The sequence below is a fragment of the Gordonia sputi NBRC 100414 genome (genome assembly GCF_000248055.1).
In the GTDB taxonomy this organism is placed as follows: Bacteria; Actinomycetota; Actinomycetes; order Mycobacteriales; family Mycobacteriaceae; genus Gordonia; species Gordonia sputi.
Genome location: NZ_BAFC01000128.1, coordinates 1 through 22,947 on the forward strand (window position 1 = coordinate 1; position 22,947 = coordinate 22,947).

The 22,947-nt window shown below is 66.2% G+C and carries 21 protein-coding genes; 3 read left to right on the forward strand and 18 right to left on the reverse strand.

What is annotated here, in order from left to right; translation table 11 throughout:
• On the forward strand, positions 1-289 hold a 289-nt coding region (locus GOSPT_RS24170; protein WP_217996120.1), incomplete at its 5' end, for a hypothetical protein.
• Positions 290-505: 216 nt separating this feature from the next.
• Here GOSPT_RS24170 and tyrS read toward each other — a convergent pair.
• From tyrS to GOSPT_RS21175, 12 genes are all read right to left on the reverse strand, one after another.
• A complete protein-coding gene (gene tyrS / locus GOSPT_RS21120; protein WP_005208877.1) occupies positions 506-1,807 on the reverse strand; it encodes a tyrosine--tRNA ligase in 1,302 nt (433 codons plus the stop codon).
• A gap of 74 nt (positions 1,808-1,881) precedes the next feature.
• Positions 1,882-2,094, reverse strand: coding sequence for a Trm112 family protein (locus GOSPT_RS21125; RefSeq protein WP_005208879.1), 213 nt, complete (start codon positions 2,092-2,094; stop codon positions 1,882-1,884).
• A 114-nt stretch (positions 2,095-2,208) separates the two neighbouring features.
• The gene (locus GOSPT_RS21130; RefSeq protein WP_005208881.1) at positions 2,209-5,292 is read right to left on the reverse strand and encodes an AMP-binding protein; all 3,084 of its coding nucleotides are present in this window, start codon (positions 5,290-5,292) and stop codon (positions 2,209-2,211) included.
• 107 nt (positions 5,293-5,399) lie between these two features.
• Positions 5,400-6,857: an argininosuccinate lyase gene (gene argH / locus GOSPT_RS21135; protein ID WP_005208882.1), complete on the reverse strand. Its 1,458-nt coding sequence runs from the start codon at positions 6,855-6,857 to the stop codon at positions 5,400-5,402.
• Positions 6,850-8,052 (reverse strand): argininosuccinate synthase, encoded by a 1,203-nt coding sequence (locus GOSPT_RS21140; RefSeq protein WP_005208884.1) that lies wholly within the window; start codon positions 8,050-8,052, stop codon positions 6,850-6,852. Before GOSPT_RS21140 ends, argH begins: the two co-directional genes overlap by 8 nt.
• A 150-nt stretch (positions 8,053-8,202) precedes the next feature.
• On the reverse strand, positions 8,203-8,700 hold the full coding sequence (locus GOSPT_RS21145; RefSeq protein ID WP_039856974.1) for an arginine repressor: 498 nt from the start codon (positions 8,698-8,700) through the stop codon (positions 8,203-8,205).
• 32 nt (positions 8,701-8,732) lie between these two features.
• Complete coding sequence (gene argF / locus GOSPT_RS21150) at positions 8,733-9,656, reverse strand: ornithine carbamoyltransferase (protein WP_005208889.1); 924 nt, start codon at positions 9,654-9,656, stop codon at positions 8,733-8,735.
• Positions 9,653-10,840: an acetylornithine transaminase gene (locus GOSPT_RS21155; RefSeq protein WP_039856957.1), complete on the reverse strand. Its 1,188-nt coding sequence runs from the start codon at positions 10,838-10,840 to the stop codon at positions 9,653-9,655. The genes argF and GOSPT_RS21155 overlap by 4 nt, the downstream gene beginning before the upstream one ends.
• Entirely contained in the window at positions 10,837-11,889 is a 1,053-nt protein-coding gene (gene argB, locus GOSPT_RS21160) for an acetylglutamate kinase (protein WP_005208894.1), read from the reverse strand. Before argB ends, GOSPT_RS21155 begins: the two co-directional genes overlap by 4 nt.
• Positions 11,886-13,106 carry a bifunctional glutamate N-acetyltransferase/amino-acid acetyltransferase ArgJ gene (argJ, locus tag GOSPT_RS21165; RefSeq protein ID WP_051994129.1) on the reverse strand — a complete coding sequence of 407 codons (1,221 nt, stop codon included), beginning with the start codon at positions 13,104-13,106 and terminating at the stop codon, positions 11,886-11,888. The genes argB and argJ overlap by 4 nt, the downstream gene beginning before the upstream one ends.
• Positions 13,107-13,177: 71 nt before the next feature.
• Complete coding sequence (gene argC, locus GOSPT_RS21170; RefSeq protein ID WP_005208897.1) at positions 13,178-14,215, reverse strand: N-acetyl-gamma-glutamyl-phosphate reductase; 1,038 nt, start codon at positions 14,213-14,215, stop codon at positions 13,178-13,180.
• Positions 14,216-14,253: 38 nt separating this feature from the next.
• Positions 14,254-14,952: a TetR/AcrR family transcriptional regulator gene (locus GOSPT_RS21175; RefSeq protein ID WP_039856960.1), complete on the reverse strand. Its 699-nt coding sequence runs from the start codon at positions 14,950-14,952 to the stop codon at positions 14,254-14,256.
• A 123-nt stretch (positions 14,953-15,075) separates the two neighbouring features.
• On the opposite strand from GOSPT_RS21175, the gene GOSPT_RS21180 reads away from it, so the two are divergent.
• The gene (locus GOSPT_RS21180) at positions 15,076-15,753 is read left to right on the forward strand and encodes a DUF4386 domain-containing protein (protein ID WP_005208901.1); all 678 of its coding nucleotides are present in this window, start codon (positions 15,076-15,078) and stop codon (positions 15,751-15,753) included.
• A gap of 30 nt (positions 15,754-15,783) precedes the next feature.
• Here the strand turns inward: GOSPT_RS21180 and pheT are convergent, their stop codons facing one another.
• The 3 genes from pheT to GOSPT_RS21195 all read right to left on the reverse strand — a co-directional run bounded on the left by pheT (position 15,784) and on the right by GOSPT_RS21195 (position 20,916).
• Positions 15,784-18,258, reverse strand: coding sequence for a phenylalanine--tRNA ligase subunit beta (gene pheT / locus GOSPT_RS21185; RefSeq protein ID WP_005208903.1), 2,475 nt, complete (start codon positions 18,256-18,258; stop codon positions 15,784-15,786).
• 57 nt (positions 18,259-18,315) lie between these two features.
• Entirely contained in the window at positions 18,316-19,377 is a 1,062-nt protein-coding gene (gene pheS / locus GOSPT_RS21190) for a phenylalanine--tRNA ligase subunit alpha (RefSeq protein WP_005208904.1), read from the reverse strand.
• Positions 19,378-19,569: 192 nt separating this feature from the next.
• Positions 19,570-20,916: an acyltransferase family protein gene (locus GOSPT_RS21195; RefSeq protein ID WP_005208906.1), complete on the reverse strand. Its 1,347-nt coding sequence runs from the start codon at positions 20,914-20,916 to the stop codon at positions 19,570-19,572.
• A 76-nt stretch (positions 20,917-20,992) separates the two neighbouring features.
• Here GOSPT_RS21195 and GOSPT_RS21200 point away from each other — a divergent pair, with 76 nt between their 5' ends.
• Entirely contained in the window at positions 20,993-21,451 is a 459-nt protein-coding gene (locus GOSPT_RS21200) for an SRPBCC family protein (protein WP_039856963.1), read from the forward strand.
• Between the two features lie 15 nt (positions 21,452-21,466).
• Here GOSPT_RS21200 and GOSPT_RS21205 read toward each other — a convergent pair whose 3' ends face one another.
• The 3 genes from GOSPT_RS21205 to rpmI are packed head-to-tail and all read right to left on the reverse strand — an operon-like array spanning position 21,467 to position 22,932.
• The gene (locus GOSPT_RS21205) at positions 21,467-22,261 is read right to left on the reverse strand and encodes a TrmH family RNA methyltransferase (RefSeq protein ID WP_005208910.1); all 795 of its coding nucleotides are present in this window, start codon (positions 22,259-22,261) and stop codon (positions 21,467-21,469) included.
• 55 nt (positions 22,262-22,316) lie between these two features.
• Complete coding sequence (gene rplT / locus GOSPT_RS21210; protein ID WP_005178731.1) at positions 22,317-22,697, reverse strand: 50S ribosomal protein L20; 381 nt, start codon at positions 22,695-22,697, stop codon at positions 22,317-22,319.
• Positions 22,698-22,737: 40 nt separating this feature from the next.
• Positions 22,738-22,932 carry a 50S ribosomal protein L35 gene (rpmI, locus tag GOSPT_RS21215; protein WP_005208912.1) on the reverse strand — a complete coding sequence of 65 codons (195 nt, stop codon included), beginning with the start codon at positions 22,930-22,932 and terminating at the stop codon, positions 22,738-22,740.
• Positions 22,933-22,947 lie beyond the last annotated feature (15 nt).

Genomic DNA, 22,947 nt, shown 5'->3' on the forward strand with positions numbered 1-22,947 from the left:
AAAACCTATCAAAAACCCACCAACCATACAGCCGGCAGAATTTTCAACACAATCTCAGCCAGAGAGACAAAAACCTGACCAAACAAAAACTAGCAACACCCAGACCCAAAGACCTGAGCGTCACAAAAATAAATCATCACATAATCCAAAAACTTGGACACACGATGCCAAAATATGGCATCAGACAATCTTGTCAATACACTATCGAGTTCTCAAAGAACACACACCTACCAGCGCCACCCCGCATGGCGAGGCGCACTCTAGTAAGCTGGTGTTTGGATTTTGTTGACCCCGTCTCCGGAGCAACTCTTCCAAGCTACCAGATCCGATTCGCGTTTGCAACACCGTGTGTTGCGGGCTTTTTCGTTTCTGGCCGCATCGGTGTTCCAGGCTATCAGACCTGAGACACTGCAGTTTCCCCGATTCCGTGTCGGCCCCGGGGTCTTGCTCGCTGCGGTGCAACAAGAAAGTTACACACACGGGAACAGGGCGTCAAATCGCCTGGTCAGAGCGTTAAACGAGCGCCGGCAAAGCTCTTCTTACCGCGTCGGATGACCAGCCAACGGCCGTGAAGCAGGTCGGAAGTGCCTGGAGTCCACTCCGGATCGGTGATCTTGGCGTTGTTGACGTAGGCACCCCCTTCCCCGATCGCGCGCCGTGCAGCTTTATTGCTCTCAGAGAGCCCGCTGTCCACCAGAAGTCCGACGAGCGTAGGTGCGTCGGAGCTGTATTCGGCGATCGTCGTCTCGCCCAGTGCTGCGGCGAGCGTCGACTCATCGAGATCGGCCAGTTCTGCACGACCGAACAATGCCTGGCTGGCGAGTTCCACGGCCTGGGTATTGGCTGCGCCGTGGATGAGTGTCGTCATCTCCGCTGCGAGGCGTTTCTGCGCCAACCGGAGATGCGGCGTCTCTTCGGTTGCACGCTCCAACTCGCCGATCTCCTCGCGCGTGAGGAACGTGAACCACTTCAGGTAGCGGACGACGTCGGCGTCGGACGTGTTCACGAAGTACTGGTACCAGGCGTAGGGACTGGTGAGTTCGGGGTCGAGCCAGAGGCTTCCGCCGCCGGTCGACTTACCGAACTTCTTGCCATCCGACGAGGTCACGAGCGGAACCGTCAGCGCGTGCACGGTGTCTCCGGTGATTCGGCGCGTGAGATCGACACCGCCGACGATGTTTCCCCACTGATCCGAGCCGCCGATCTGCAGGCTGCACCCGTGCCTGCGGTGCAGTTCGAGGTAGTCGTTGGACTGCAGCAGTAGATAGCTGAACTCGGTGTAGCTGATGCCATCGGACTCGAGGCGTCGTCGAACCGTCTCTCGAGCAAGCATCACGTTGACCGAGAAGTGCTTACCGAGATCGCGAAGGAACTCGATCGCGCTCAGTCCCGCCGTCCACTCCATGTTGTTGACGAGGAGCGCGCTGTTCGGGCTGTCGTCGAATCGCAGGAAGCTGGCCAACTGGTCGCCGATGCGTCCCGTCCATCCGCCGACGGTGTCGACGGAGTTCATCGTCCGCTCACCGACGTCGCGCGGGTCGCCGATGAGTCCAGTGGCACCGCCGGCAAGAGCGATGGGCCGGTGACCTGCGAGTTGAAAGCGACGCAGTGTCAACAACGGCACCAGGTGTCCGGCGTGCAGGCTCGACGCCGTCGGGTCGAATCCGGCGTACACGGTGATCGGGCCCGCCTCGACCGCGGAGCGCAGTTCGTCGATGTCGGTTGACTGTGCGATCAACCCTCGCCACTGCAGATCGTCGAGAATGTCCGAAGCGTCGATTCGGTCTTCAGAGGTCAGTGTGCTCACACATCGATCTTGTCATCCAGCCCGCGCGGGGTCGTCGCAGACCCGACCTAGTGATCAGACCCGACCCCTGGTGATCAGGCAGATGTCAGGCGTTCGTGCTCGGCATCGTCGACCGCCCGGGCTTCGGTGGCCAACATGACCGGGATGCCGTCGGAGTCGATCCGATAGGCGACGCGAAGCCGCGGGTTGTAGAGCTCGTCGCCCGCGTCGAGCAGTGGCCCGTGATCCTGCGGGCACACCAGCCGGTCACGAACGATCGGATCCAGTGACTGCGCGCGAGAACTCATCGACTTGCTTCCTCTCTCAGCGGATATTCCCCAGCAGCTGTTCGACATGCCGCGGGGCACGACAGCAAGCCTAGTGGCGCGCGCGAACGTGTCGGTCACCCACTCGCCGCGACATCACCGTGTACCGGTCGCCGTTTCCCCGACTCTTGTCCTGGTCGGTGTGGCCGTGGTGGCCGCCGCTTTCGTCGAGGTCGTGCGGTCGCGCGACGATGTCGACGAGGAGTTTGTGGAGTCCGGCAGCCAGTCCACGCGGGTCACCGCAGTCCTGGTGAAACGTCGATACCTGCCCTCCGAATCGCGGTACCAGACCTTAGACCCGGGTTTGGGAACGCCGCGGGCTGCCAGTTCGCGGGCCTGTGGCCGGTAGGACTCCGACACCGGGATCTCGTCGACGATCCAGACCAGATGAGGTCGACGGTGCGCGGGCAATGCGCCGAGCCCTAGTCGCAGTTGCGTGACGGTCAGTGAATCCACGTCGACGTCGGATCGCATTGTCAGCGCTGCCACGACGATCTGGCTTCCCGGATCGCCGAGCCGATAGGCGGCCACCTGGTCGACACCGGGTACTCGCGAAAGCAGTTGTTCGATCGGGGGAAGGTAGATGGGCCCTTCGACCGAATGCGCAACGGTGTCAACCGATCCCATGAACCACAAGTCGTCGTCGGAATCCCGGTAGAACAGGTGGCCGGACACCTCCCACCGGTCCTTGGGTGCGAAAACGTCACGCAAGACAGTCGCGGTGGTGTCGAAACGATGGCGCGATCGCGCCAGCAGCAGACCGACCTCGCCCTGCCCCGCACGATCTACGAAACCACTTTCGCCGACGACGAGACGTTCGGCGTCGACGTCGTACGCCGCGATCGCGACCTCGTTGGTCTCCGGAAGAGCGCGACCCATCGACCCGACCTTGTCGGCGGCGACGTTAGCGAGGATGGCCGACCCGTCGGCGGTCGCGAAGAACTCGAGAACGCGGGCGCGCGGAAACCGTTCACCGATCTCGTCCCACAGACCGGTGGGAAGTCCCGATCCCATGAACAACCGGATCGGATTGTGCTCGTTGACCTGAAAGTTCTTGTCGTGCAGTATCTCCCGCAACATCGACCAGGTATACGACACCACGGTGACGCCGTATCGATGAACCTCGGTGACAAAGTTCTCGGCGTCGACCCCCTCCGACAAGGCGATACGCGACCGGCCGACGGCTGTCGCCCCAAGCGTGGTCAGCAGTCCGGAGGCGTGGTGCAGCGGCGGGATGCAATAGACCGTGTCGCGGTCGGTGAGACCAGCCGCCGACGCCGCGCCGAACGCCGACATCGCAAACCGGTGATTGGTCACCGGCCACACGGCGAGTTTGCCGCGTGAGCGGGTGAAGAGGATGAACGCGAGATCGCCTGCGAGACCGGGATCCGGGCGGTACCACGCAGGCATCTGCACGACGTCGGGGTCGATCTGCTCCATGTCGATGATGGTGTGGCCGTCAGCGCCGTCGATCTCACGTGCCGACCCGCTTCCGCCACCGAGTACGAGCACCCGATCGCTGTGTGCGGTTGCGGTGTCGAGGTGAACGGGATCGCAGATGACGACGTTCGCGCCGGCCAGTCGCAGCATCTCCCCGACGTCGCCTTCACCGGCGAGGAGCACCGCAACCGCGCCCAATCGGGACAGTGCGGCAACGGCGACCAGCGCGCTCGGGCGCGTATCCATCAGGACGCCGATGTGCTCACCGGGGCGCACGCCGCACTGCACCAGTCCCGCCACCACGTTGTTGATGCGGGTGTCGACCTGAGAATGGGTGAGAACTCGATTCTCGAAGAGGAACACCTCGCGGTCGCTGCCCCAGTCGGTGTTCTCCGACATCAGCTTTCCCAGCGAGATCCGAGTGCCCGACTGGATCTGTCCGAGACGGAACAGTCGCGGCACCGTGCGGACGGATTCCTGTGCGACAGCCACCGATGTCCGCTGGACCGCGCCTGCCATTTCCCACAGCTCGCGGGACGCGCCGGCACCCGCATCGGCAACAGAACCGATGCCGTGGGTGATACGCGACAACAGTCCGACGCCGGTGCCTTTGCCGTCGATCGGTGCCTCCATCGGCTCCACGTGATCGGGCTCGGGCCCCAGGCCCTCCTGCCAATTGATCCATTCCGCAGTCGTCGGCCACGTACGAGTACCGGACGTACTTCCCACCACAAGTCCGAAATGGCCTACGGGCAACCGTGATTCGTACACGCGGGCTCGTGGCGCCGCACGGACGACACCTCGGATCGCGACCGGTTGCCCGATGTCGTCGACCTCCCCCACGAACCCCAGAACCGGAGCCGTGATCTCGGCGAGCGTCACCAGTTCTCCATTGATGACAAATCCGCCGGACACCATGCGATTGTGTGCGACGAACTGGCGCAGCAGTTCCGCGATGGCCGGCCCGGACCAGGCGACCCATCCTTCGGCTTCGAGGAAGCGTCGCTGGTCTTCGCGGGGCAGAAGCGCGTCGCGGTCGTGGAGTTGTCGGAGGAAGTCGAAGCGGCTGCGCGCGGTTTTCACCGGGTCGAGCATCTGGAAGCCGAGACGCGCGAGCCAACTCGGCACCCAGAGGTGGGGAAACACCTTGTCGGCCAGGACCTCGGCGCCCGGCGCAACCAGCGCTGCGGGGAGCCCGAGCGGTAACGCCGCAAGAACGTCGACGGGGCTACCGAAGGTGATCACGCTCGCCACGCCGCGGGATCGTCGATACGCGGCTGCCTGATAGGCGAACATGCCGCCCTGCGAGTAGCCGGCAACGTGAACGTCGCGGCCGGTGGACTCGATGATCCAGTCGACCGCCTCACTCACCGCGACCACGTGATCGGCGAGGTTGCGCTCCATCCCGCCCTCTTCGTGGTCGGGAGACCCGAAGTCGACGACCCATGGGGTGATGCCGTGGCGGTGCAACACCGAGACCGCGCCATTGTGTTCGGTCACGTCATAGACGTTGGCGGACACCATCATCGGGGGGATCAACACGATGTTGGGTCCGGTTGCGGGGGCATCCGGGAAATAGCGCCGCAACCGGAACATCCGTGTGGTCTCGACCACGGTGAACGGCGCGGGCTCGGTTCCGGTCTGCAGACCGCCGTACCGGAGCACCTCGAGCCCGTTCTGTGCCGTCGCGAGGACACGCTCGGCGAAGGCCTTCACGTCGGGAATGCCGCCGCCTGACATCAACCACGCTCCTCCCCACACACCGGATGGTGATCCAAGTCACTCTACCCAGCTCGGTCAACTCGCACCGTACACGGATCGACTTGGACCCCGCGCACTCGTCGGCCTCACTGTGACCGTGAACTCACCGACCACCGCGAGCGCAACGCGGGAAGCTCCCGATCGAGGACGTCGAGCTGTCGCTGCACCTGCGACGGAGCGGTTCCGCCGTAGGCGTCGCGCGACTCGATGGATCCGCGAACGGTCAGCACCTCGCGAACCTGTGGCGTGAGAGCCGGATCGATCGACGCGAACGTGGCGTCGTCGAGTTCGTCGAGTCCGACGCCACGGCTCTCTGCCTCACGCACGCACGCACCGGCGACCTCGTGCGCTACGCGGAACGGAACGCCTTGACGCACAAGCCATTCGGCGATGTCGGTGGCGAGGGTGAATCCCGCGGGAGCCAGTTCGGCCATCCGGTCCTCGTGGAACTCGAGTGTGCCGACCATGCCTGCGATCGCAGGCAACAGCAGTTCGAGCTGCGCGACGGCGTCGAACACCGGCTCTTTGTCTTCCTGCAGGTCGCGGTTGTAGGCGAGCGGCTGGGCCTTCAGGGTCGCCAGCAGGCCGGTGAGGTCACCGATCAATCTGCCGGCTTTGCCTCGTGTGAGTTCCGCGACGTCGGGGTTTTTCTTCTGCGGCATGATCGAGCTGCCCGTCGACCAGGCGTCGGCGAGCGTGACGTAACCGAATTCGGCGGTGCTCCACAGGATCACCTCTTCGGCGAGTCGCGACAGATCGACGGCGATCATCGCGAAGACGAACGATGCCTCGGCCGCGAAGTCTCGCGACGACGTCGCGTCGATCGAGTTCTCCGCGGCGGCCGAAAACCCCAGATCAGCGGCGATCGCCTCCGGATCGAGGCCGAGTGACGAACCAGCCAATGCACCGGACCCGTACGGGGACACCGCAGTTCGACGATCCGCGTCGGCAAGCCTGTCGACGTCGCGGATCAGCGGTTGCGCGTGCGCGAGCAGATGATGTGCGAGCAGCACCGGCTGGGCTGCCTGCAGATGTGTCTTGCCCGGCATGACGGCGTCGGGATGTGCGCGAGCCTGAGCCGTCAACGCCTCGACGACGTCGAGCACACCTGTTGCGACCGAGCGCATCGCCTCGCGCAGCCACATGCGGAAGAGCGTGGCGACCTGATCGTTGCGCGACCGTCCGGCGCGCAGCCTGCCACCGAGGTCAGCTCCGACACGTTCGATGAGTCCGCGTTCGAGGGCGCCATGCACGTCCTCGTCGGACTCGGCAGCCACGAACGTGCCGTCGGCGACGTCGCTCGCGAGCTGGTCGAGACCGGCGAGCATGGCGGTCAGATCGTCGTCGGACAGCAGGCCTGCGCGGTTGAGAACCCTGGCATGCGCCTTCGACGCCTGGATGTCGAACGGGGCGAGCACCCAGTCGAACTGCGTCGACTTGCTCAGCGCCGCCATCGCGTCGGCGGGTCCCGACGCGAAGCGACCGCCCCACAGCGACCCCTGGTTCGTTGTCCCCTGCTGGGCTGAGTGGCCCTGATCACTCACTGAGCAGGTCCCGCTTCGCCGCGATCTTCGACGACAGGCCGTGCAGCTCGACGAATCCACGTGCGGCGGACTGGTCGAAGCTGTCGCCCTCGTCGTAGGTCGCGAGGTTGAAGTCGTACAGCGACTCGCCACTGCGGCGGCCGTTGACCGAGATGTGGCCACCGTGCAGCACGAGGCGGATCTCGCCGGAGACGTGCTCCTGCGTGGAGTTGACGAAGGTGTCCAGCGAGCGCTTGAGCGGCGAGAACCAGAGGCCGTCGTACACCAGCTCGGCCCACTTCTGGTCGGTACGACGCTTGAAGCGTCCGAGTTCGCGCTCGAGCGTGACGTGTTCGAGCTCTTCGTGGGCGGTGATCAGGACCATCGCGCCGGGGGCCTCGTAGATCTCGCGGCTCTTGATGCCGACGAGGCGATCTTCGACGACGTCGAGGCGGCCGACACCCTGTGCGCCCGCGCGGCGGTTGAGTTCCTCGATCGCCTCCAGCACGCTGACCGGGCGACCGTCGATGGCGATCGGGCGACCCTTGTCGAACGTGATGATGACCTCGTCGGGCGAGTTCCAGTTGATCGTCGGATCCTCGGTGTAGCTGTAGACGTCCTTGGTGGGCGCATTCCACAGGTCCTCGAGGAAGCCGGTCTCGACGGCACGACCCCACACGTTCTGGTCGATCGAGAACGGTGACTTCTTGGTCACGTTGATCGGGATGTCGTTCTCCTCGGCGAAGGAGATGGCCTTCTCGCGCGTCCACGCGTAGTCGCGGACAGGCGCGATGACCTCGAGATCTGGTGCCAGCGAAGCGAAGCCGACCTCGAAGCGCACCTGGTCGTTGCCCTTACCGGTGCAGCCGTGCGCGACGACGGTGCCGCCGTGATCGCGCGCCGCGGTCACGAGATGCTTGGCAATCAGCGGGCGCGACAGTGCCGACACCAGCGGGTACCGGTCCATGTACAGCGCGTTCGACGTGATCGCGGGTAGGCAGTAGTCGTCGGCGAACTCGTCGCGTGCGTCGACGAGCACGGCTTCGACGGCACCGCAGTCGAGCGCGCGCTGGCGGACGACCTCCATGTCCTCGCCGCCCTGTCCGAGGTCGAGCGCAACGGCGACGACCTCCTTACCGGTCTCCTTGCCGATCCAACTGATAGCGACCGAGGTGTCGAGGCCGCCGGAGTATGCAAGTACGACGCGTTCCGCCATGGTGGTGTGTGCTCCTATGTCGTGGTTCGACATCCATCATCGGATGTCGTGCCCGATGCGATCGGGCTGGGGTCTGTTTGTCGGTCCGGGTTCGGGCCTCGGTGTGTCCGACTCCGGCTCAGGGGCCGCCGGGGCGTCGGTAAGGGGTTGTCACACGAGGCCCTCGATTCGTCGTGCGAGCTCGGCCCCGTCGATCGGTGCGCGTGCGCACACGAAGATCGTGTCGTCGCCCGCAATTGTGCCCACGACGTCGGGCAAGCTGGCCCGGTCGATCGCACTGGCCAGGTAGTGCGCGGCGCCGGGCGGGGTGCGCAGCACGGCGAGGTTTCCGCTCGCATCCGTCGACACCAGCAGTTCGCTGAGCAGGCGAGACAGTCGGGCAGTACCGCCGAACACCCCACGAACGGGCGCACCATCCTCGGGGACGACGTACACGCCGACGCCGCCGTCGGCCGCGCGCAACTTGACGGCGCCGAGTTCGTCGAGGTCGCGTGAGAGCGTGGCCTGCGTGGCGTCGACTCCCCTGCCGGCGAGCAACTGCTGTAACTCCGACTGCGACCGCACCTGATGGGAACCGAGCACTTCGACGATGAGCGCGTGTCGCCCTGCTCGCGTGCTCGCGAGCCTGGTGTCGGTGTGGTCGGCGATGCGCGCGGCGGCGCCCGCATCAGCGTTGCTGGTCACTTCTGCCCCAACAGCCAGATGAGCATGGCCTTCTGCGCATGCAACCTGTTCTCCGCCTCGTCGAGAACCGCACTCGCGGGGCCGTCGATCACCTCATCGGTGATCTCATCGCCGCGGTGAGCGGGCAGGCAGTGCAAGACGATCGCGTCCTTGTCCGCCACTGCGAGGAGGTCGGAGTTGATCTGGTACGGCCGGAACGGCGCGCGACGATCCTTGCCGTCGTCCTCCTGCCCCATGGAGACCCACGTGTCGGTGACCAACACATCGGCCCCACGCGAGGCGGCGACAGGATCGGATTCGACGCTGACCGATCCCCCGGTCAACGCAGCCCGCTTCTCGGCGTCGGCGATCACGACCGGGTCGGGCTCGAAACCGTCGGGCGCACTGATCGTCACGTGCATTCCCGCGGTCGCGCCGCCGAGCGCCAACGAATGCGCCATGTTGTTCGCACCGTCGCCGAGGTAGGTCATCGTCAGCCCCGCGGTGCGACCCTTGCGTTCGACGATGGTCTGCAGGTCGGCGAGCACCTGACAGGGATGGAACAGATCCGAGAGCGCATTGACGATCGGAATCGACGCCGTCGAGGCCATCGCTTCGAGGCGCTCCTGCCCAAAGGTCCGCCACACGACGGCCTCCACGAACCGTGACAGCACCCGGCCGGTGTCCTCGAGCGATTCGTCGCGGCCGAGCTGAGTGGTGCGTCCGTCGACGACGACGGCGTGACCACCCATCTGCGCGATGCCCATCTCGAACGAGAACCTCGTCCTCGTGGAGTTCTTGTCGAAGATCACCCCGACTCCCCGGGGACCCTCGAGCGGTCGGTAGGCGAACGGCTGGCGCTTCACCTCGGCGGCAAGGGCAAGCACTTCGGCCTGCTCGTCCGGTGTCAGGTCGTCGTCGCGAAGAAAATGTCTGGTCACTGTGCGCTGCTCTCGTCGGTTGCGGCGTCGAGGATCTGCGGCAGTGCTGCGACGAAGTCGCCGGCCTGCTCCTCGGTGAGGATGAGGGGCGGCGCGAGCCGCAGGACGTCGGGAGCCGGCGCGTTGATGAGGAATCCGTTGTCGCGAGCGGTCGACTCAACCTTCGCCGACACCGGCGCGGTGAGCACGACGCCGAGCAGCAGCCCTGACCCGCGCACGTGGGAGATCAGCGGATGGTCGAGTGCTTCAACGCCCGTTGCGATCGACTTTCCCACGGCGGCAACATGATCGACGAGGTTGCTGTTGTCGATCTCGTCGAGGACCGCGAGCGCCGCGGCCGCCGACACCGGGTTACCGCCGAATGTCGTGCCGTGCTGTCCCGGGGAGAACAGTTCCGCAGCGGGGCCCGTGGCGATGGTCGCCCCGATGGGCAACCCGCCGCCGAGCCCCTTGGCGAGAGTCATGACGTCCGGCACGATCCCCGCCGCCTGGTGTGCGAAAAACGTTCCGGTACGACCGATTCCCGTCTGCACCTCGTCGAGAATGAGCAGCGCGCCGTGCTCGGCGGTGAGCCTGCGCGCGTGCGCGAGGTAGTCCGCAGGCGGAACGATGACCCCGGACTCTCCGAGGATCGGCTCGAGAATCACCGCTGCGGTCTCCGACGACACGGCGGCGGTCAAAGCGTCGACGTCGCCGTAGGGCACGAAATCGACCCCTGCGGGCATCGGTTCGAACGGTGCGCGCTTCGCCGGTTGACCGGTCATGGCGAGCGCACCCATGGTGCGTCCGTGAAATGCCTTGTCCGCGGCCACGATCTGCGGCCTGCCGGTGAGTCTGGCCAGCTTGAATGCCGCCTCGTTGGCTTCGGTTCCGGAGTTGCAGAAGAACACCCGGCCCGGCTGCCCGAACTTGTCGAGAAGACGCTCGGCGAGTTCGACGACCCGCGGGTTGATGTACAGGTTCGAGACGTGACCGAGTGTCTGGAGTTGCTCTGTCACCGCGGCCACGATCGCGGGGTGCGCGTGACCCAATGCGTTCACCGCGATGCCACCGAGTAGATCGAGGTAGCGGTTGCCGTCGGCGTCCCACACGTAGGCTCCCTCGCCCTTCGTCAGGGCGATCGGCGGCGTGCCGTAATTCTTCATGAGGGCGGATGACCACCGCTCCTGCCAGGGTGCGGTCATGAGTGAGACGCTCCGTCTGTGTCTAGCGTGGTGTGCGTGGTTGCGGGAGAGAGGTTTTCGGGCGCGACGACGGTTGTCCCGGTGCTCGTCGCGGTCAGCAGTTCGGCCAAGACAGCGTGCGGCACACGGCCGTCGACGACATGAGCTCGCCCGACACCGCCTTCGACCGCACGCAGGCACGCCTCCATCTTGGGCACCATGCCCGCGTCGAGACTCGGAAGCAGTTGTGCCAGTGCGTCGGTCGAGATCTGCGACACGAGCGACGAGCGGTCGGGCCAATCGGTGTAGAGACCCTCGACGTCGGTGAGCATCACCAGCCGGGAGGCGCCGAGCGCCTCGGCGAGGGCGCCCGCAGCGGTGTCGGCGTTGATGTTGTGGACGACGCCGTCACGGTCGGGTGCGAGTGTCGAGACGACCGGAATCCGTCCCGCACCAACGAGATCGAGCACCGCGGAGGTGTTGACCGAGGAGATGTCGCCGACGAGTCCGATGTCCGTGGCAACTCCGTCGACGAGGACCGTGCGCCGCGTCGCCGTGAACAGGTTGGCGTCCTCACCGGTGAGGCCGACGGCATAGGGTCCGTGCGCGTTGATCAACCCGACGAGCTCGCGACCGACCTGACCGAACAGCACCATCCGCGCCACGTCCATCACCTCGGGCGTGGTCACGCGGAACCCGCCACGGAACTCGCCCGTCAGGCCGAGACGTGCGAGCATCGCCGAGATCTGTGGTCCGCCACCGTGCACCACGATCGGGTGCATGCCACAGGCGCGCAAGAAGACGATGTCGGCGGCGAAGGCGCGTTTGAGGTCGTCGTCGATCATCGCGTTGCCGCCGTACTTCACGACGACGGTTGCGCCGTGCATGGCCTGCAGCGCAGGCAACGACTCCGCGAGGATCGCAGCCTTCTCCACGCCGCTGATCGAGCCGTCCCCGCCGGGCGAGCCAGCGCCGCTGAGCGAGCCGTCCCCGCCGAGCGAGCCGTCCCCGCCGAGCGAGCCGTCCCCGCCGAGCGAGCCGTCCCCGCTGATCGAGCTTGTCGAGATCATGACGAATACGCCGAGTTCTCTTCGACGTACGCGTGCGAGAGGTCGGTGGTCCGGATGCTGCCGGTCTCCGCGCCCAGGCCGAGGTCGACGAGGACCGCGACGTCGGGACCCGACAGGTCGACGTCACGCGCGCCGTCGACGCCGGTGCCGTTGACGCAGACCGCTTTGCCGTTGAACGACACCGTGATTCGGTCCGGGTCGATGGTGACCGGTGCGATCCCCGTCGCCGCGAGCACGCGCCCCCAATTGGGGTCCGACCCGAAAAGCGCTGTCTTGACCAGACTGTCGCGGGCGATGGTGCGCGCCACTGCGATGGCGTCGTCTTCGGTGGCAGCACCGGTAACCGTGATGACGATGCGCTTGGTGACACCCTCGGCGTCGGCCATCAGCTGCGCCGCGAGGTCGTCGCACACCGACAGCACGGCGGCGTCGAGTTCGGTTTGCTCGACGGGGATCTGGCTGGCGCCGGAGCTGAGCAGGAGGACTGTGTCGTTGGTCGACGTCGAGCCGTCGATGTCGAGCCTGTCGAACGTCGTCGACGTCGCGCGCCGCAGCGCGAGGTCGAGTTGTTCTGCGCTGGCCCGCGCATCGGTGGTCAGCACGCACAGCATCGTCGCGAGCGAGGGTGCCATCATGCCTGCACCCTTGGCCATTCCGCCGATGTTCCACCCCTGTGGATGGTGCAGCGCAACCTGTTTCGGCACGGTGTCGGTCGTCATGATCGCGTAGGCGGCGTCGGTTCCGCCGGAGAGTCCGCCGCCCATCTCCTGGACGATCTCGGTCACACCCGCGAGCACCTTGTCCATCGGGAGGCGATCACCGATGAGACCGGTGGAACAGACGGCGACCTCGACGGCCCCGGTCTCGGTTCCCCAGTTGCTCAGCGCTTCGGCAACGGCCTCTGCCGTCGCGTGCGTGTCCTGGAAGCCCAGCGGACCGGTACAGGCGTTGGCGCCACCAGAATTGAGGACGACGGCGCGCAGCCTGCCGGTGGTGAGCACTTGCTTGCTCCACAGCACCGGCGCAGCCTTCACCTGATTGCGGGTGAAGACGCCTGCCGCCGAATAGTCGGGGCCCTCGTTGAAGACCAGTGAAAGGTCGGGGGCGCCGGAAGCCTTGATACCAGCGGCGATTCCCGCCGCGCGGAATCCGAGCGGAGCGGTCACACCCTGATTGCGCAGCAGGCGCGGGCCGGTCGCAGGCGCGCCACCGGTGATCCGATCGTCGTCGACCTGCGTCGTTGTGTTGCCTGCTGTCGAATTGCTTTCTGCCGCATTGCCACTCGAGCTCACGGTGCCACTCCCACGGTGCTCAGTCCTTCTGCTTCGTCCCAGTCCAACGCGAGGTTCATCGACTGGACGGCCGCGCCGCCGGTCCCCTTCGCGAGGTTGTCGATTGCACCGACCACCACGAGTGTTCCGACCCGCTCGTCGACGGTGACGGCGAGTTGCACTGCGTTGGAACCCATCACCGAGCCGGTCGCCGGAAGACTGCCCTCGGGAAGCAGATACACGAATTGCTCGTCGGCATACGCCTTTTCGTACACGGCGCGGACCTCGTCGGCCGACGCTGTGGTGCGCGCCGTGCACGTCGCGAGGATTCCGCGTGACATCGGAACGAGCACAGGCGTGAACGACACCGCGACCGGCTGGTCGGCGGCCTCCGAAAGCGCCTGCGAGATCTCCGGGGTGTGCCGATGCGACCCGCCGACGCCGTACGCACGTGCGGAACCGATCACCTCCGAGGCGAGTAGGACGACCTTGGGTGCCCGTCCCGCGCCCGACGTCCCGCTCACCGCGACGACCGTGACGTGTGGTTCCACGAGGCCGGCCGCAAGCGCCGGAAGCAGCGACAGGATCGAGACGGTCGGATAGCAACCGGGCACCGCGATCCGGCTCGCATTCCGCAGGACCTCACGGTTGCCGGGGATCTCGGGGAGTCCGTACGGCCAGGTACCCGCGTGATCGCCGCCGTAGTAGGCGACCCAGTCGTCGGAGTCACGGAGCCGGAAGTCGGCGCCGCAGTCGATGATCAGCGTCGTGGGAGGCAGAGCGTCGGCGATCTGTGCCGACGTTCCGTGTGGCAGGGCGAGGAACACGACGTCGTGACCAGCCAACACGTCGGGCGTCGTTTCCTGCAGTTCACGCTGCGCCAACGGCAACAGGTTGGGATGATGGGCACCGAGCAGCGATCCTGCGTTGCCGCCCGCCGTCAGGGCGCCGATCTCGAGGTCGCCTGATCGCAGACGCGGGTGTCCGCACAGGAGACGAAGCACTTCCCCACCCGCATAACCGCTCGCACCGGCGACAGCCACCTTGATCGTCATACACATCATTATGCATGGCGACGCAAATCAATACGGAACTAGGTCGGCGGGTGCACCGAAGTAGATTCCCAAACGGCGTCGTGTAGTCGTTCGACGGCCTCGAGAATCAGATCCACCGCGAACTCGAACTCGAAGTCGTCGTCGCAGCCAGCGGGCCCCGTACGGGCGCGAGCATCGAGGGCGATCGCCGTCACTGCGGGATATCGTTTCGCGAACTCGGCCTCCGCTGCCGCCCGGGCCGCCGGACCGAGGTCGGACGACGGCGCGGCACTACCGGTGAACACTTCCGCCGTGAAGCCCCAGATCCGTGACCCGACTACGTGCATGGCGTGGTGGGTCAGATCGACTGCGATGCCTCCGTCGATGAACTCCGCCGCCAGGGAATCCATGTACGCGAGCGCGCCCGGCGTCGGAGTGTGACGGGATTCGATCGCTGTGCGCATCCACGGGTGCGTCAGGTACACGCGCCGTGCGGCGAGTATTCGCGAGCGCACCGACCTGCGCCATCCCTGCGCAGAGGACGCGGGGTAGGAATCGACGACGACATCGATCATTCCGTCGACCAGGTCACTCTTGTTGGCCACATGCTTGTACAGCGCCATGGGCACCACGTCGAGCTCGGTCGCAAGCGCGCGCATGGTGACCGCGTCGAATCCCTCTGTATCGGCAAGGCGAACGGCACAGCCGAGCACTCGCCCTCGGTCGAGCGGAATTCGCTGGGCTGAGTCATCCGGCATACCCGAGACCCTAGCGAAGCCTTGACCAGGTGTACGTCGTACACCTACTCTCAGCGGTGTACGGCGTACACCGCTGAGACGGCACGCGTCACGGACACCAAGGCCACAGGCAGGAGACCCCGCATGGTCGAATCGAATGACCGAGCGCGAGCCCGATGGGCCGGCATCTGGTACCTCGTCACCTTCGCGACGTCGATTCCGGCTCTCGCTCTCGAGAAGCCCTTCCTCGACGGCGATCCCGCCGCATCGGTGGCCGCTGCCCAGTTCGGATGCGTGCTGGAGGTCATCCTCGCCGTGAGCTGCGTCGGCACCGCAATTGCGCTCTACCCCATCATTCGACGCCACAGCGATGCCCGCGCACGAGGCTTCATCGCGTCTCGCACCGTCGAAGCGACGCTCGTGGTGATGGGAGTGGTGGCGGTACTGGCACTCGTCACGGTCCGGGATGACCCCGGCACACCGTCAGGAGTCGACGCGGCGCTCGTCGCACTTCACGATGGCGCGTTCCTCCTCGGACCTGGCCTGCTACCGGCAGTCAATGCGCTCCTGCTGGCTCCGGTGCTGTACGCGAACCGACTGGTTCCGCGCGCCATTCCCGCCCTCGGGATCATCGGCGCGCCGCTTCTGCTCGCGTCGGCAACAGCGACGATCCTCGGCCTCGTGTCACAGGTATCGACGATCGGCGCGCTCGCCGCCGCCCCCATCGCACTCTGGGAACTCGCGCTGGGCATCTGGCTGACCGCGCGTGGCGTGCGAGAGCACAGCGAGGCGTCGGCCAGCACACCAGTCGCCGTCTCGTGACGGGCTACCGCAAGCTATCGACGGCACGAACTACCTAAGCCGCGCGCCGACGCCCTCGGTCGCGCGGGCCACGGCAGCCAGTTTGGCCGCGGTCGCCTCGTCTTCGGTGAGGGTCCGATCGCCCGCCCGGAACTTCAGCGCGAAGGTCAACGACTTGTTGCCCTCGCCGACCTGCGCACCGGTGAAGACGTCGAAGAGCTCGATGGAGTCGAGAAGCTCTCCGGCGCCCTCGCGCAGCAACGCCTCCACGTCTGCCGCGGGCACGCCATCCGACACGACGACGGCAACGTCCTGGAGGACCGCCGGGAAGACCGAAATATGCGGCGCCGGCAGTGTCGCGTCGAGCGGCAGCGCGTCGACGTCGATCTCGACGGCGCACATCCGCTTCGGCAGCCCTGCACGTTCCAGCACCGCGGGATGGAGCTCGCCGGCATGTCCGACGACCCGACCGTCGACGACGACGGCCGCACACCGACCCGGATGCCAGGGCGCGTAGGTGTCGGCCGCCAAGGTGACGTCGACCCCGGCGGCGACGCCGATCTCGCGGGCCGCTTCAAAGGCGTCGAGGTAGTCGCCGGGCCTTCCGGGACCCCACGGGCCCGCCGGATCACGCAGCCCGGTCAGCGCAACCGCGACGTGCAGTGGCTGAGCGGGTAGCGAGTCGTCGAGTTGGGCGATCTCCTCGGCGGTCGGGCGTCGGGTCACGTCGAGTTCGGCCACCGGGCGCATGCGGTCGGTGGCGAGAACGACCTGTCCGATCGTGTACAGCGACAGGTCGCGCTGGCCGCGAGCAATATTGCGGGCGACCATCTCGAACAGCCCCGGTAGGAGCGTCGTGTTCAGCTCCGGTCGGTCGGACTCCAGCGGGTTGAGCACCTTGACCGTGCGGCGTCGAACGTCACCGGCGGGCAGGTCCCAGGTGTCGAAGACGCCGGCGGGCATGAACGGGAACGGCAGTACCTCGACGTAACCGTCGAGCGCGAGCGTACGGCCGATGCTGCGGCGTCGACGCTGGGTTGGCGTCAGCCCGCGCCCGCCCGGAGCCGATGGGAGAACGGCCGGAATGTCTTCGAGTCCTTCGAGTCGCAAGACTTCTTCGACGAGGTCGGCGCGCTGGCGTAGATCCGGCCGCCACGACGGGGGCGTGACGGTCAGCGGGTCGGTGCCGGTGACCGTGCACCCGACCTCGACGAGCCGAGCTGCGGTGGTGCCGGCCGGATAGGTAACCCCGGCCGTGCGGTCGGGTTCGTCGGCCGCGATCGTGATGGGCGCGGTCGCCGAAACCGCGATCCGCTCCTCGGAGAGTGGCGACGCAATGGCACCACCCGCGAGTTCGACGATGAGGCCGGCTCCGCGGTCAGAGCCGGCGGCGGTGATCTCCGGGTCGACGACGCGCTCGAACCGCTTGCTCGCCTCCGACGTGAGCTTGTGACGCTTTCCGGTCCGGAAGACACGGACGGGATCGAAGGTCGCCGCCTCGAGCAGAACGCGCGTGGTCTGCGGGCCCACCTCGGTGCTCTCGCCGCCCATCACGCCTGCCAGTGCGACTGGGCCACTGTCGTCGGCGATGACGACGTCCTCGGGATCGAGCTCGCGTACGACGCCGTCGAGCGTTGTCAGCTTCTCCCCCGACCGCGCGTTGCGGACGGTGATGGTCCCTGACAATTTGTCTGCGTCGAAGGCGTGCAGCGGCTGTCCCAGTTCGAGCATCACGTAATTGGTGACGTCGACGATGGCGGAGATCGGGCGGACCCCGGCAACCATCAGTCGCTTCTGCATCCACCACGGCGAGACCGCAGTCGGGTCGACGCCCTCGATGAGTCGCGCGGTGTATCGGGTTGCGCCGGAATCCTTCTCGATCGCCACCGGCCAGGGCGCACCGTCGGACACCGAGATGTCGGGGACCGAGGTACCGGGATCGACGAACGGCACGGTGAAGCTGCTCGCCAGCTCGCGGCCGAGTCCGCGGATCGAGAACGCGTAGCCACGGTCGGGGGTGACGTTGACGTCGATCGCGGCGTCGTCGAGTCCGAGAACCTCGCGAGCGTCGGCGCCGGGCTCGGCGGTGCCGGGCGCCAGGACGAGGATGCCGCTGTGATCGGTGCCGATGCCCAGTTCGGACACCGAGCAGATCATGCCGTCGGAGATGTGCCCGTACGTCTTACGGGACGCGATCTCGAACGGCCCCGGCAGCACGGTTCCGGGCAGAGCGGCAACGATGAGGTCGCCCTCCGCGAAATTGCGTGCCCCACAGACGATTCCGCGGGGTTCCGACTCCCCCACCTCGACCTGGCAGAAGCGAATGGGCTTCTTGAACTCGGTCAGTTCCTCGATGTGCTCGACACGCCCGATCACCAGCGGGCCGGTGATCTCGGGGAACGACTCGATGTCTTCGATCTCGAAACCGACACGGACGAAACCAGCGTCGATCTCCTCAGTGGTCGCCGACCAGGTCGGATCGCCGGCACGGAGTACCTCGGTGTACCAAGACTGCGGTGCACGCATCGGTCAATCAACTTCTTTCATCGAGTGGAATCGGTGCGGGTTGCGGCGTCGACCGGCTCAGGCCGCCGGGCCGAACGGGAGGCTGAAGCGGACGTCGCCCTCCACCATGTCGCGCATGTCCGAGATGTCGTTGCGGAATTGCAGGGTGCGTTCGAGTCCCATCCCGAACGCGAATCCGGAGTAGACGTCGGGGTCGATTCCGCTGGCGCGCAACACGTTCGGGTTGACCATGCCGCAGCCACCCCATTCGACCCAGCCCGCACCGCCCTTCTTGGCTGGGAACCAGACGTCGACCTCGGCCGACGGCTCGGTGAAGGGGAAATAGCTCGCACGCATACGCGTCGTGGTCTCGGGGCCGAAAAGCGCGCGAGCGAACGCTTCGAGCGTGCCGCGCAGATTGGCCATCGTCAGTCCCTTGTCGACGGCGAGGCCCTCGATCTGATGGAACACCGGCGTGTGGGTGGCGTCGAGCTCGTCGGTACGGAACGTCCGGCCGGGGCACGCGACGTAGATCGGAAGGTCTCGCGACAACATCGAACGCACCTGCACGGGCGACGTGTGCGTCCGGAGCACCTGACGTGACCCCTCGGGCGCGATGTAGAAGGTGTCCTGCATCGACCGCGCCGGATGATCCGGGAGAAAGTTCAGGGCGTCGAAGTTGTAGTGCTCGGTCTCTACCTCGGGCCCCTCTGCGATCTCCCACCCCATGCCGACGAAAACGTCGGCGACCTGCTCGGAGATCACTGTGATGGGATGACGTGCACCGCCGGGACGTCGACGACTCGGCAGCGTGACGTCGACCGATTCGGAGACGAGAACCGCGGCGTCGCGCTCGGCCTGCAGCTGCGACGTCCGACCGTCGAGGACCGCGTTGACCCGGCCGCGAACCTGGTTGACCAGTTTGCCTGCTTCGGATCGCTGGTCCTTCGGTAGCGAACCGAGAGCTCGACGGGCGAGCGCGATCGGCGAACGATCGCCGAGGTGTGCGGTCTTGGCGGCCGCGAGCGCATCGAGATCAGCGGCCGCGGCAAATGCCGCAGCGGCGGCGTCGGCCGCGACGTCGAGTTCCTCGGTGCTCGGGAACGTTGGCTGCGCGTGATCGTCGGCAGAGCTGGCCACGGTCGGCGGTCTCCTCGTACTTGCTGTTTCGGATGACTGAACTCATCACGACCACCTCGATGACGACGAGAGCAGATCAGCAATGCCCGGTCGGAGGCCGTGATAGTTCCTCGTCAAGGTTAGTCGACCGGCATGGTGCCTTACCTCGACGCCCCCACCAACCCGCGACGATCGATCCACAATTCGCCCGGGTCAGCAGCGTCGGGAGCCCGCAGGTGCCCGACCCAACCACCGAGCGCCCATCGCGGCGGCGACGCCGACCACCAACCACATCCAGCCGGCGACGATCCCCGAACCGGCCAGGAGCAGAGTCGCGACACCGACGACCACCAGAAGCGTCACGATGAGGGCGTCGCGTCGTCTACTCCAACCGCCGACGATCTGCGCGTCCCACCACGGCAGCGGACGGTTCTCCAGGACGGACAGCACACCGGTCACCGGGATCATCAGCGCGAGCAGGCATGTCGTGGTCCCGAGAACCGTCGGCCAGAAGAACAGGGCGTGGGGATCGCGATGCAATCCACACACCGTGGAGAGGCCGATGATGAGCGCCAGCACCGGCAGGTGCCACAGATACAGGGTCATCGCACCACGGTTGCCGAGCACGACCCACCACCAGACACGTGGGCGCGAGGCCACTCGCGCCAGCGGCGCACGCAACGCGATGACCAGTGTGCACAGCACCACTGTGTGCCCAGCGAGTAGCAGGCTCGGCGGGCTCATATTGGACAAGTGCTGCCCTGGGACGGTCACCAGCGACACCTCGTACGGACCGAGGGCCACCAGCGCAATGTCGACGACCAGAGCCGTCACACCCAGCAGCGCCGCCTCGACCGTCGTGAACAGACGCTTCGCATACGCGACGCCGAGGATCGCCGGGATGATCCACACGCTGAGAAAGTTGACGTAACCAAGCTGACTCGACGCTCCGACGGCGATCCGAAGCGTGTCGACGGCTGCCGTCACCAGCCACGCGGCCGCGAGAGCCGACAGCACAGCGCGACGTGACGAGAGTCGTTGGAGCACCGGCATCACGGCGAGCACCAGCAGATAGGCGCCGAGGAACCACAGCAACTGAACTCCCAGGCGTGCCACGACGTCGGCGATGGCGGTGGCACCGACCAGCGTCGACACCCCGTAGACGACCAGGACGACCATGAGGTACCACCCGACCGGACGCAGAAGCCGCTGCACACGACGCAACAGCCACTGTCCGGGACGTGTGTCCGGACGCCACCCGTAGGTCGACGCCGCGGCGCCTGCGAAGAAGAACAGCGGAAGGATCTGGAACAGCCAGGTCATCGGCTGCAGAAGCGGAACGTCGGCGAGCGTGTTGCCGAGGACGAGCCGACCGTCGGCGATCGACACGGTCAACATGAGCGAATGCCCGGCGATCACGACGACCAGTGAGGTGAGCCGGATGAGATCGACGACGCGGTCGCGGTTGCCGGTCAGCGCGTCGAGTTCTGCGACCGCGGGGGTCGGGGATGAGTGGTTCAGCACTCCGAGAAGTCTTCGCCGACATGCCCGTTCGATCATGGGTGCAACTACTCAGCACGCGTATGCGTTTCAACTCGATCAGCCGGTGCCGCCCTGCGCCCTAGACTCGACGCTCATGCGATACACACTGGAAGATTCCGTTGTCGTCGAGCGCAGCCCGGAGGACGTGTACGCGCTGATCAGCGACGTCACGCGCACCGGAGAGTGGAGCGAACAGTGCCACGCGTGTGAGTGGGACAGTTCCGCGCGCGGCGCGGGCGCGACCTTCACAGGTCACAACCGCACGCCGGTACGCGAGTGGTCGACCGTCTCGACCGTGACCGTCGACGAACCCGCCACTCGCTTCGAATGGACAATCGGAACGAGCGGCACGAAGTGGGGCTATCGAGTCGCGGCCGCCGGAGACGGCAGCACACGGCTCACCGAGTACACCGCCTTCTCTGACACCGGCGAAGAGTTCTTCCACGAGAAGTATGGCGACGACGCCGATGACCAGATGAGGATTCGCCTCGTCGCGGCGGCGGAGGGAATTCCTGCCACTCTCGCCAGGATCAAACAGATCGCCGAGGCGTGAGCGCTGCGCTACAACCTAGCGGGCTTGTACTCGCGCGCTCTCGTAGAGACAGATCGACGCTGCCGACGCGAGATTGAGGCTCTCGGCGCGACCGCGGATCGGAATGGACACCCGGTGGTCGGCCGCCCGCGCGAGTGGTGCGGACAACCCGTGAGCCTCGTTGCCGAACAGCCAGGCGGTCGGCTCGGCGAGGACGTCTGAGGCGTCGTCGAGCACGAGCTCACCGTCGGCCGACGTCGCGAGGATCGTGATGCCTGCCGACCTCACCGACGACAGCGCCGCGTCGACGTCTCGCTCCCGCACGATCGGCAGATGGAAGACGCTGCCCGCGCTCGCGCGTACGCACTTCCCGTTGTGCGGGTCCACCGCATCGCCGAGCAACAGCACGGCGTCGGCGCCCATCGCGTCGGCTGTGCGGATCAGCGTCCCGGCATTACCTGGTTCACGCGGCTCGACGGCCACAGCCAGTAGGCGTGGACCGGACGACAGCACGTCGCCAAGCGACGCGTCGAGCAACTCGGCGAGAGCGAAGATTCCGGGCGGCGTCGTCGCTTCCGAGAGTTTCCCGGCGGCTCGATCCGACAGTCCGACGACGTCGATGCCTGCGCCGGATGCGTCGCCGAGGACGTCGGCGTGCCGGTCGGCGTCACTCTCGCGGACGAGGACCTGCAGTGCCCGACCGCTCTCCAGGGCGGCGGCAACCGCATTGGAGCCTTCCACGAGGAAACGTCCCTCGGCACGCCGTGCCGACGCCCGATGGAGCTTTGCATACGACACGACCCGCGAGGATCGTTCGGACAGGATCTCCATCAGATGATGTCCGTGATCACTCGCGGGTCGTGTGCGACGTGTTCGATGTGAACGCTCAGGCTGCGGGAGCGTTGACGTCGGCCGGCAGCGCCTTGCGGGCAACCTCGACCAGGCCGGTGAAGGCCTCGGGGTCGGTCACGGCGATGTCGGCGAGCACCTTGCGGTCAACCTCGACACCAGCGGCCTTGAGGCCCTGGATGAAGCGGTTGTAGGTGATGTCGTTGGCGCGGGCCGCAGCGTTGATACGCGCGATCCACAGCTTGCGGAACTCACCCTTGCGGGCGCGACGGTCCCGGTAGGCGTAAGTCATCGAGTGGAGCTGCTGCTCCTTGGCCTTGCGGTACAAGCGCGAGCGTTGCCCGCGGTATCCCTTGGAGGCCTCCAGCGTCGAACGACGCTTCTTCTGGGCGTTGACAGCCCTTTTCACGCGTGCCATGTCAGTTCCTCTTGTTCGTCAGATGTGGTGGTCGGGTGCGTCAGCGGTTGAGCAGTCGCTTGATACGCGGTGCGTCGTTCTCACTCACCACGGCGATGCCGTCGAGACGACGGGTACGGCGAGAGGACTTGTGCTCCAGGAGGTGGCGACGGTTGGCCTTCTGGCGGACGATCTTTCCGCTGCCGGTCACCTTGAAGCGCTTGGCTGTGCCCTTGTGGGTCTTGCTCTTCGGCATGTTCTTTCCTTCATT

Coding starts and splice junctions, on each gene's coding strand:
- GOSPT_RS21125 (WP_005208879.1), bottom strand. CDS start 2,094: ATGAGTTCTCGCGCGCAGTCACTGGATCCGATCGTTCGTGACCGGCTG.
- GOSPT_RS21130 (WP_005208881.1), bottom strand. CDS start 5,292: ATGTCAGGCGGCGGCATTCCCGACGTGAAGGCCTTCGCCGAGCGTGTC.
- GOSPT_RS21140 (WP_005208884.1), bottom strand. CDS start 8,052: ATGGCGGAACGCGTCGTACTTGCATACTCCGGCGGCCTCGACACCTCG.
- GOSPT_RS21155 (WP_039856957.1), bottom strand. CDS start 10,840: ATGACCGCACCCTGGCAGGAGCGGTGGTCATCCGCCCTCATGAAGAAT.
- argB (WP_005208894.1), bottom strand. CDS start 11,889: ATGATCTCGACAAGCTCGATCAGCGGGGACGGCTCGCTCGGCGGGGAC.
- argC (WP_005208897.1), bottom strand. CDS start 14,215: ATGACGATCAAGGTGGCTGTCGCCGGTGCGAGCGGTTATGCGGGTGGG.
- GOSPT_RS21175 (WP_039856960.1), bottom strand. CDS start 14,952: ATGCCGGATGACTCAGCCCAGCGAATTCCGCTCGACCGAGGGCGAGTG.
- GOSPT_RS21180 (WP_005208901.1), top strand. CDS start 15,076: ATGGTCGAATCGAATGACCGAGCGCGAGCCCGATGGGCCGGCATCTGG.
- pheT (WP_005208903.1), bottom strand. CDS start 18,258: ATGCGTGCACCGCAGTCTTGGTACACCGAGGTACTCCGTGCCGGCGAT.
- GOSPT_RS21195 (WP_005208906.1), bottom strand. CDS start 20,916: ATGATCGAACGGGCATGTCGGCGAAGACTTCTCGGAGTGCTGAACCAC.
- GOSPT_RS21200 (WP_039856963.1), top strand. CDS start 20,993: ATGCGATACACACTGGAAGATTCCGTTGTCGTCGAGCGCAGCCCGGAG.
- GOSPT_RS21205 (WP_005208910.1), bottom strand. CDS start 22,261: ATGGAGATCCTGTCCGAACGATCCTCGCGGGTCGTGTCGTATGCAAAG.
- rplT (WP_005178731.1), bottom strand. CDS start 22,697: ATGGCACGCGTGAAAAGGGCTGTCAACGCCCAGAAGAAGCGTCGTTCG.
- rpmI (WP_005208912.1), bottom strand. CDS start 22,932: ATGCCGAAGAGCAAGACCCACAAGGGCACAGCCAAGCGCTTCAAGGTG.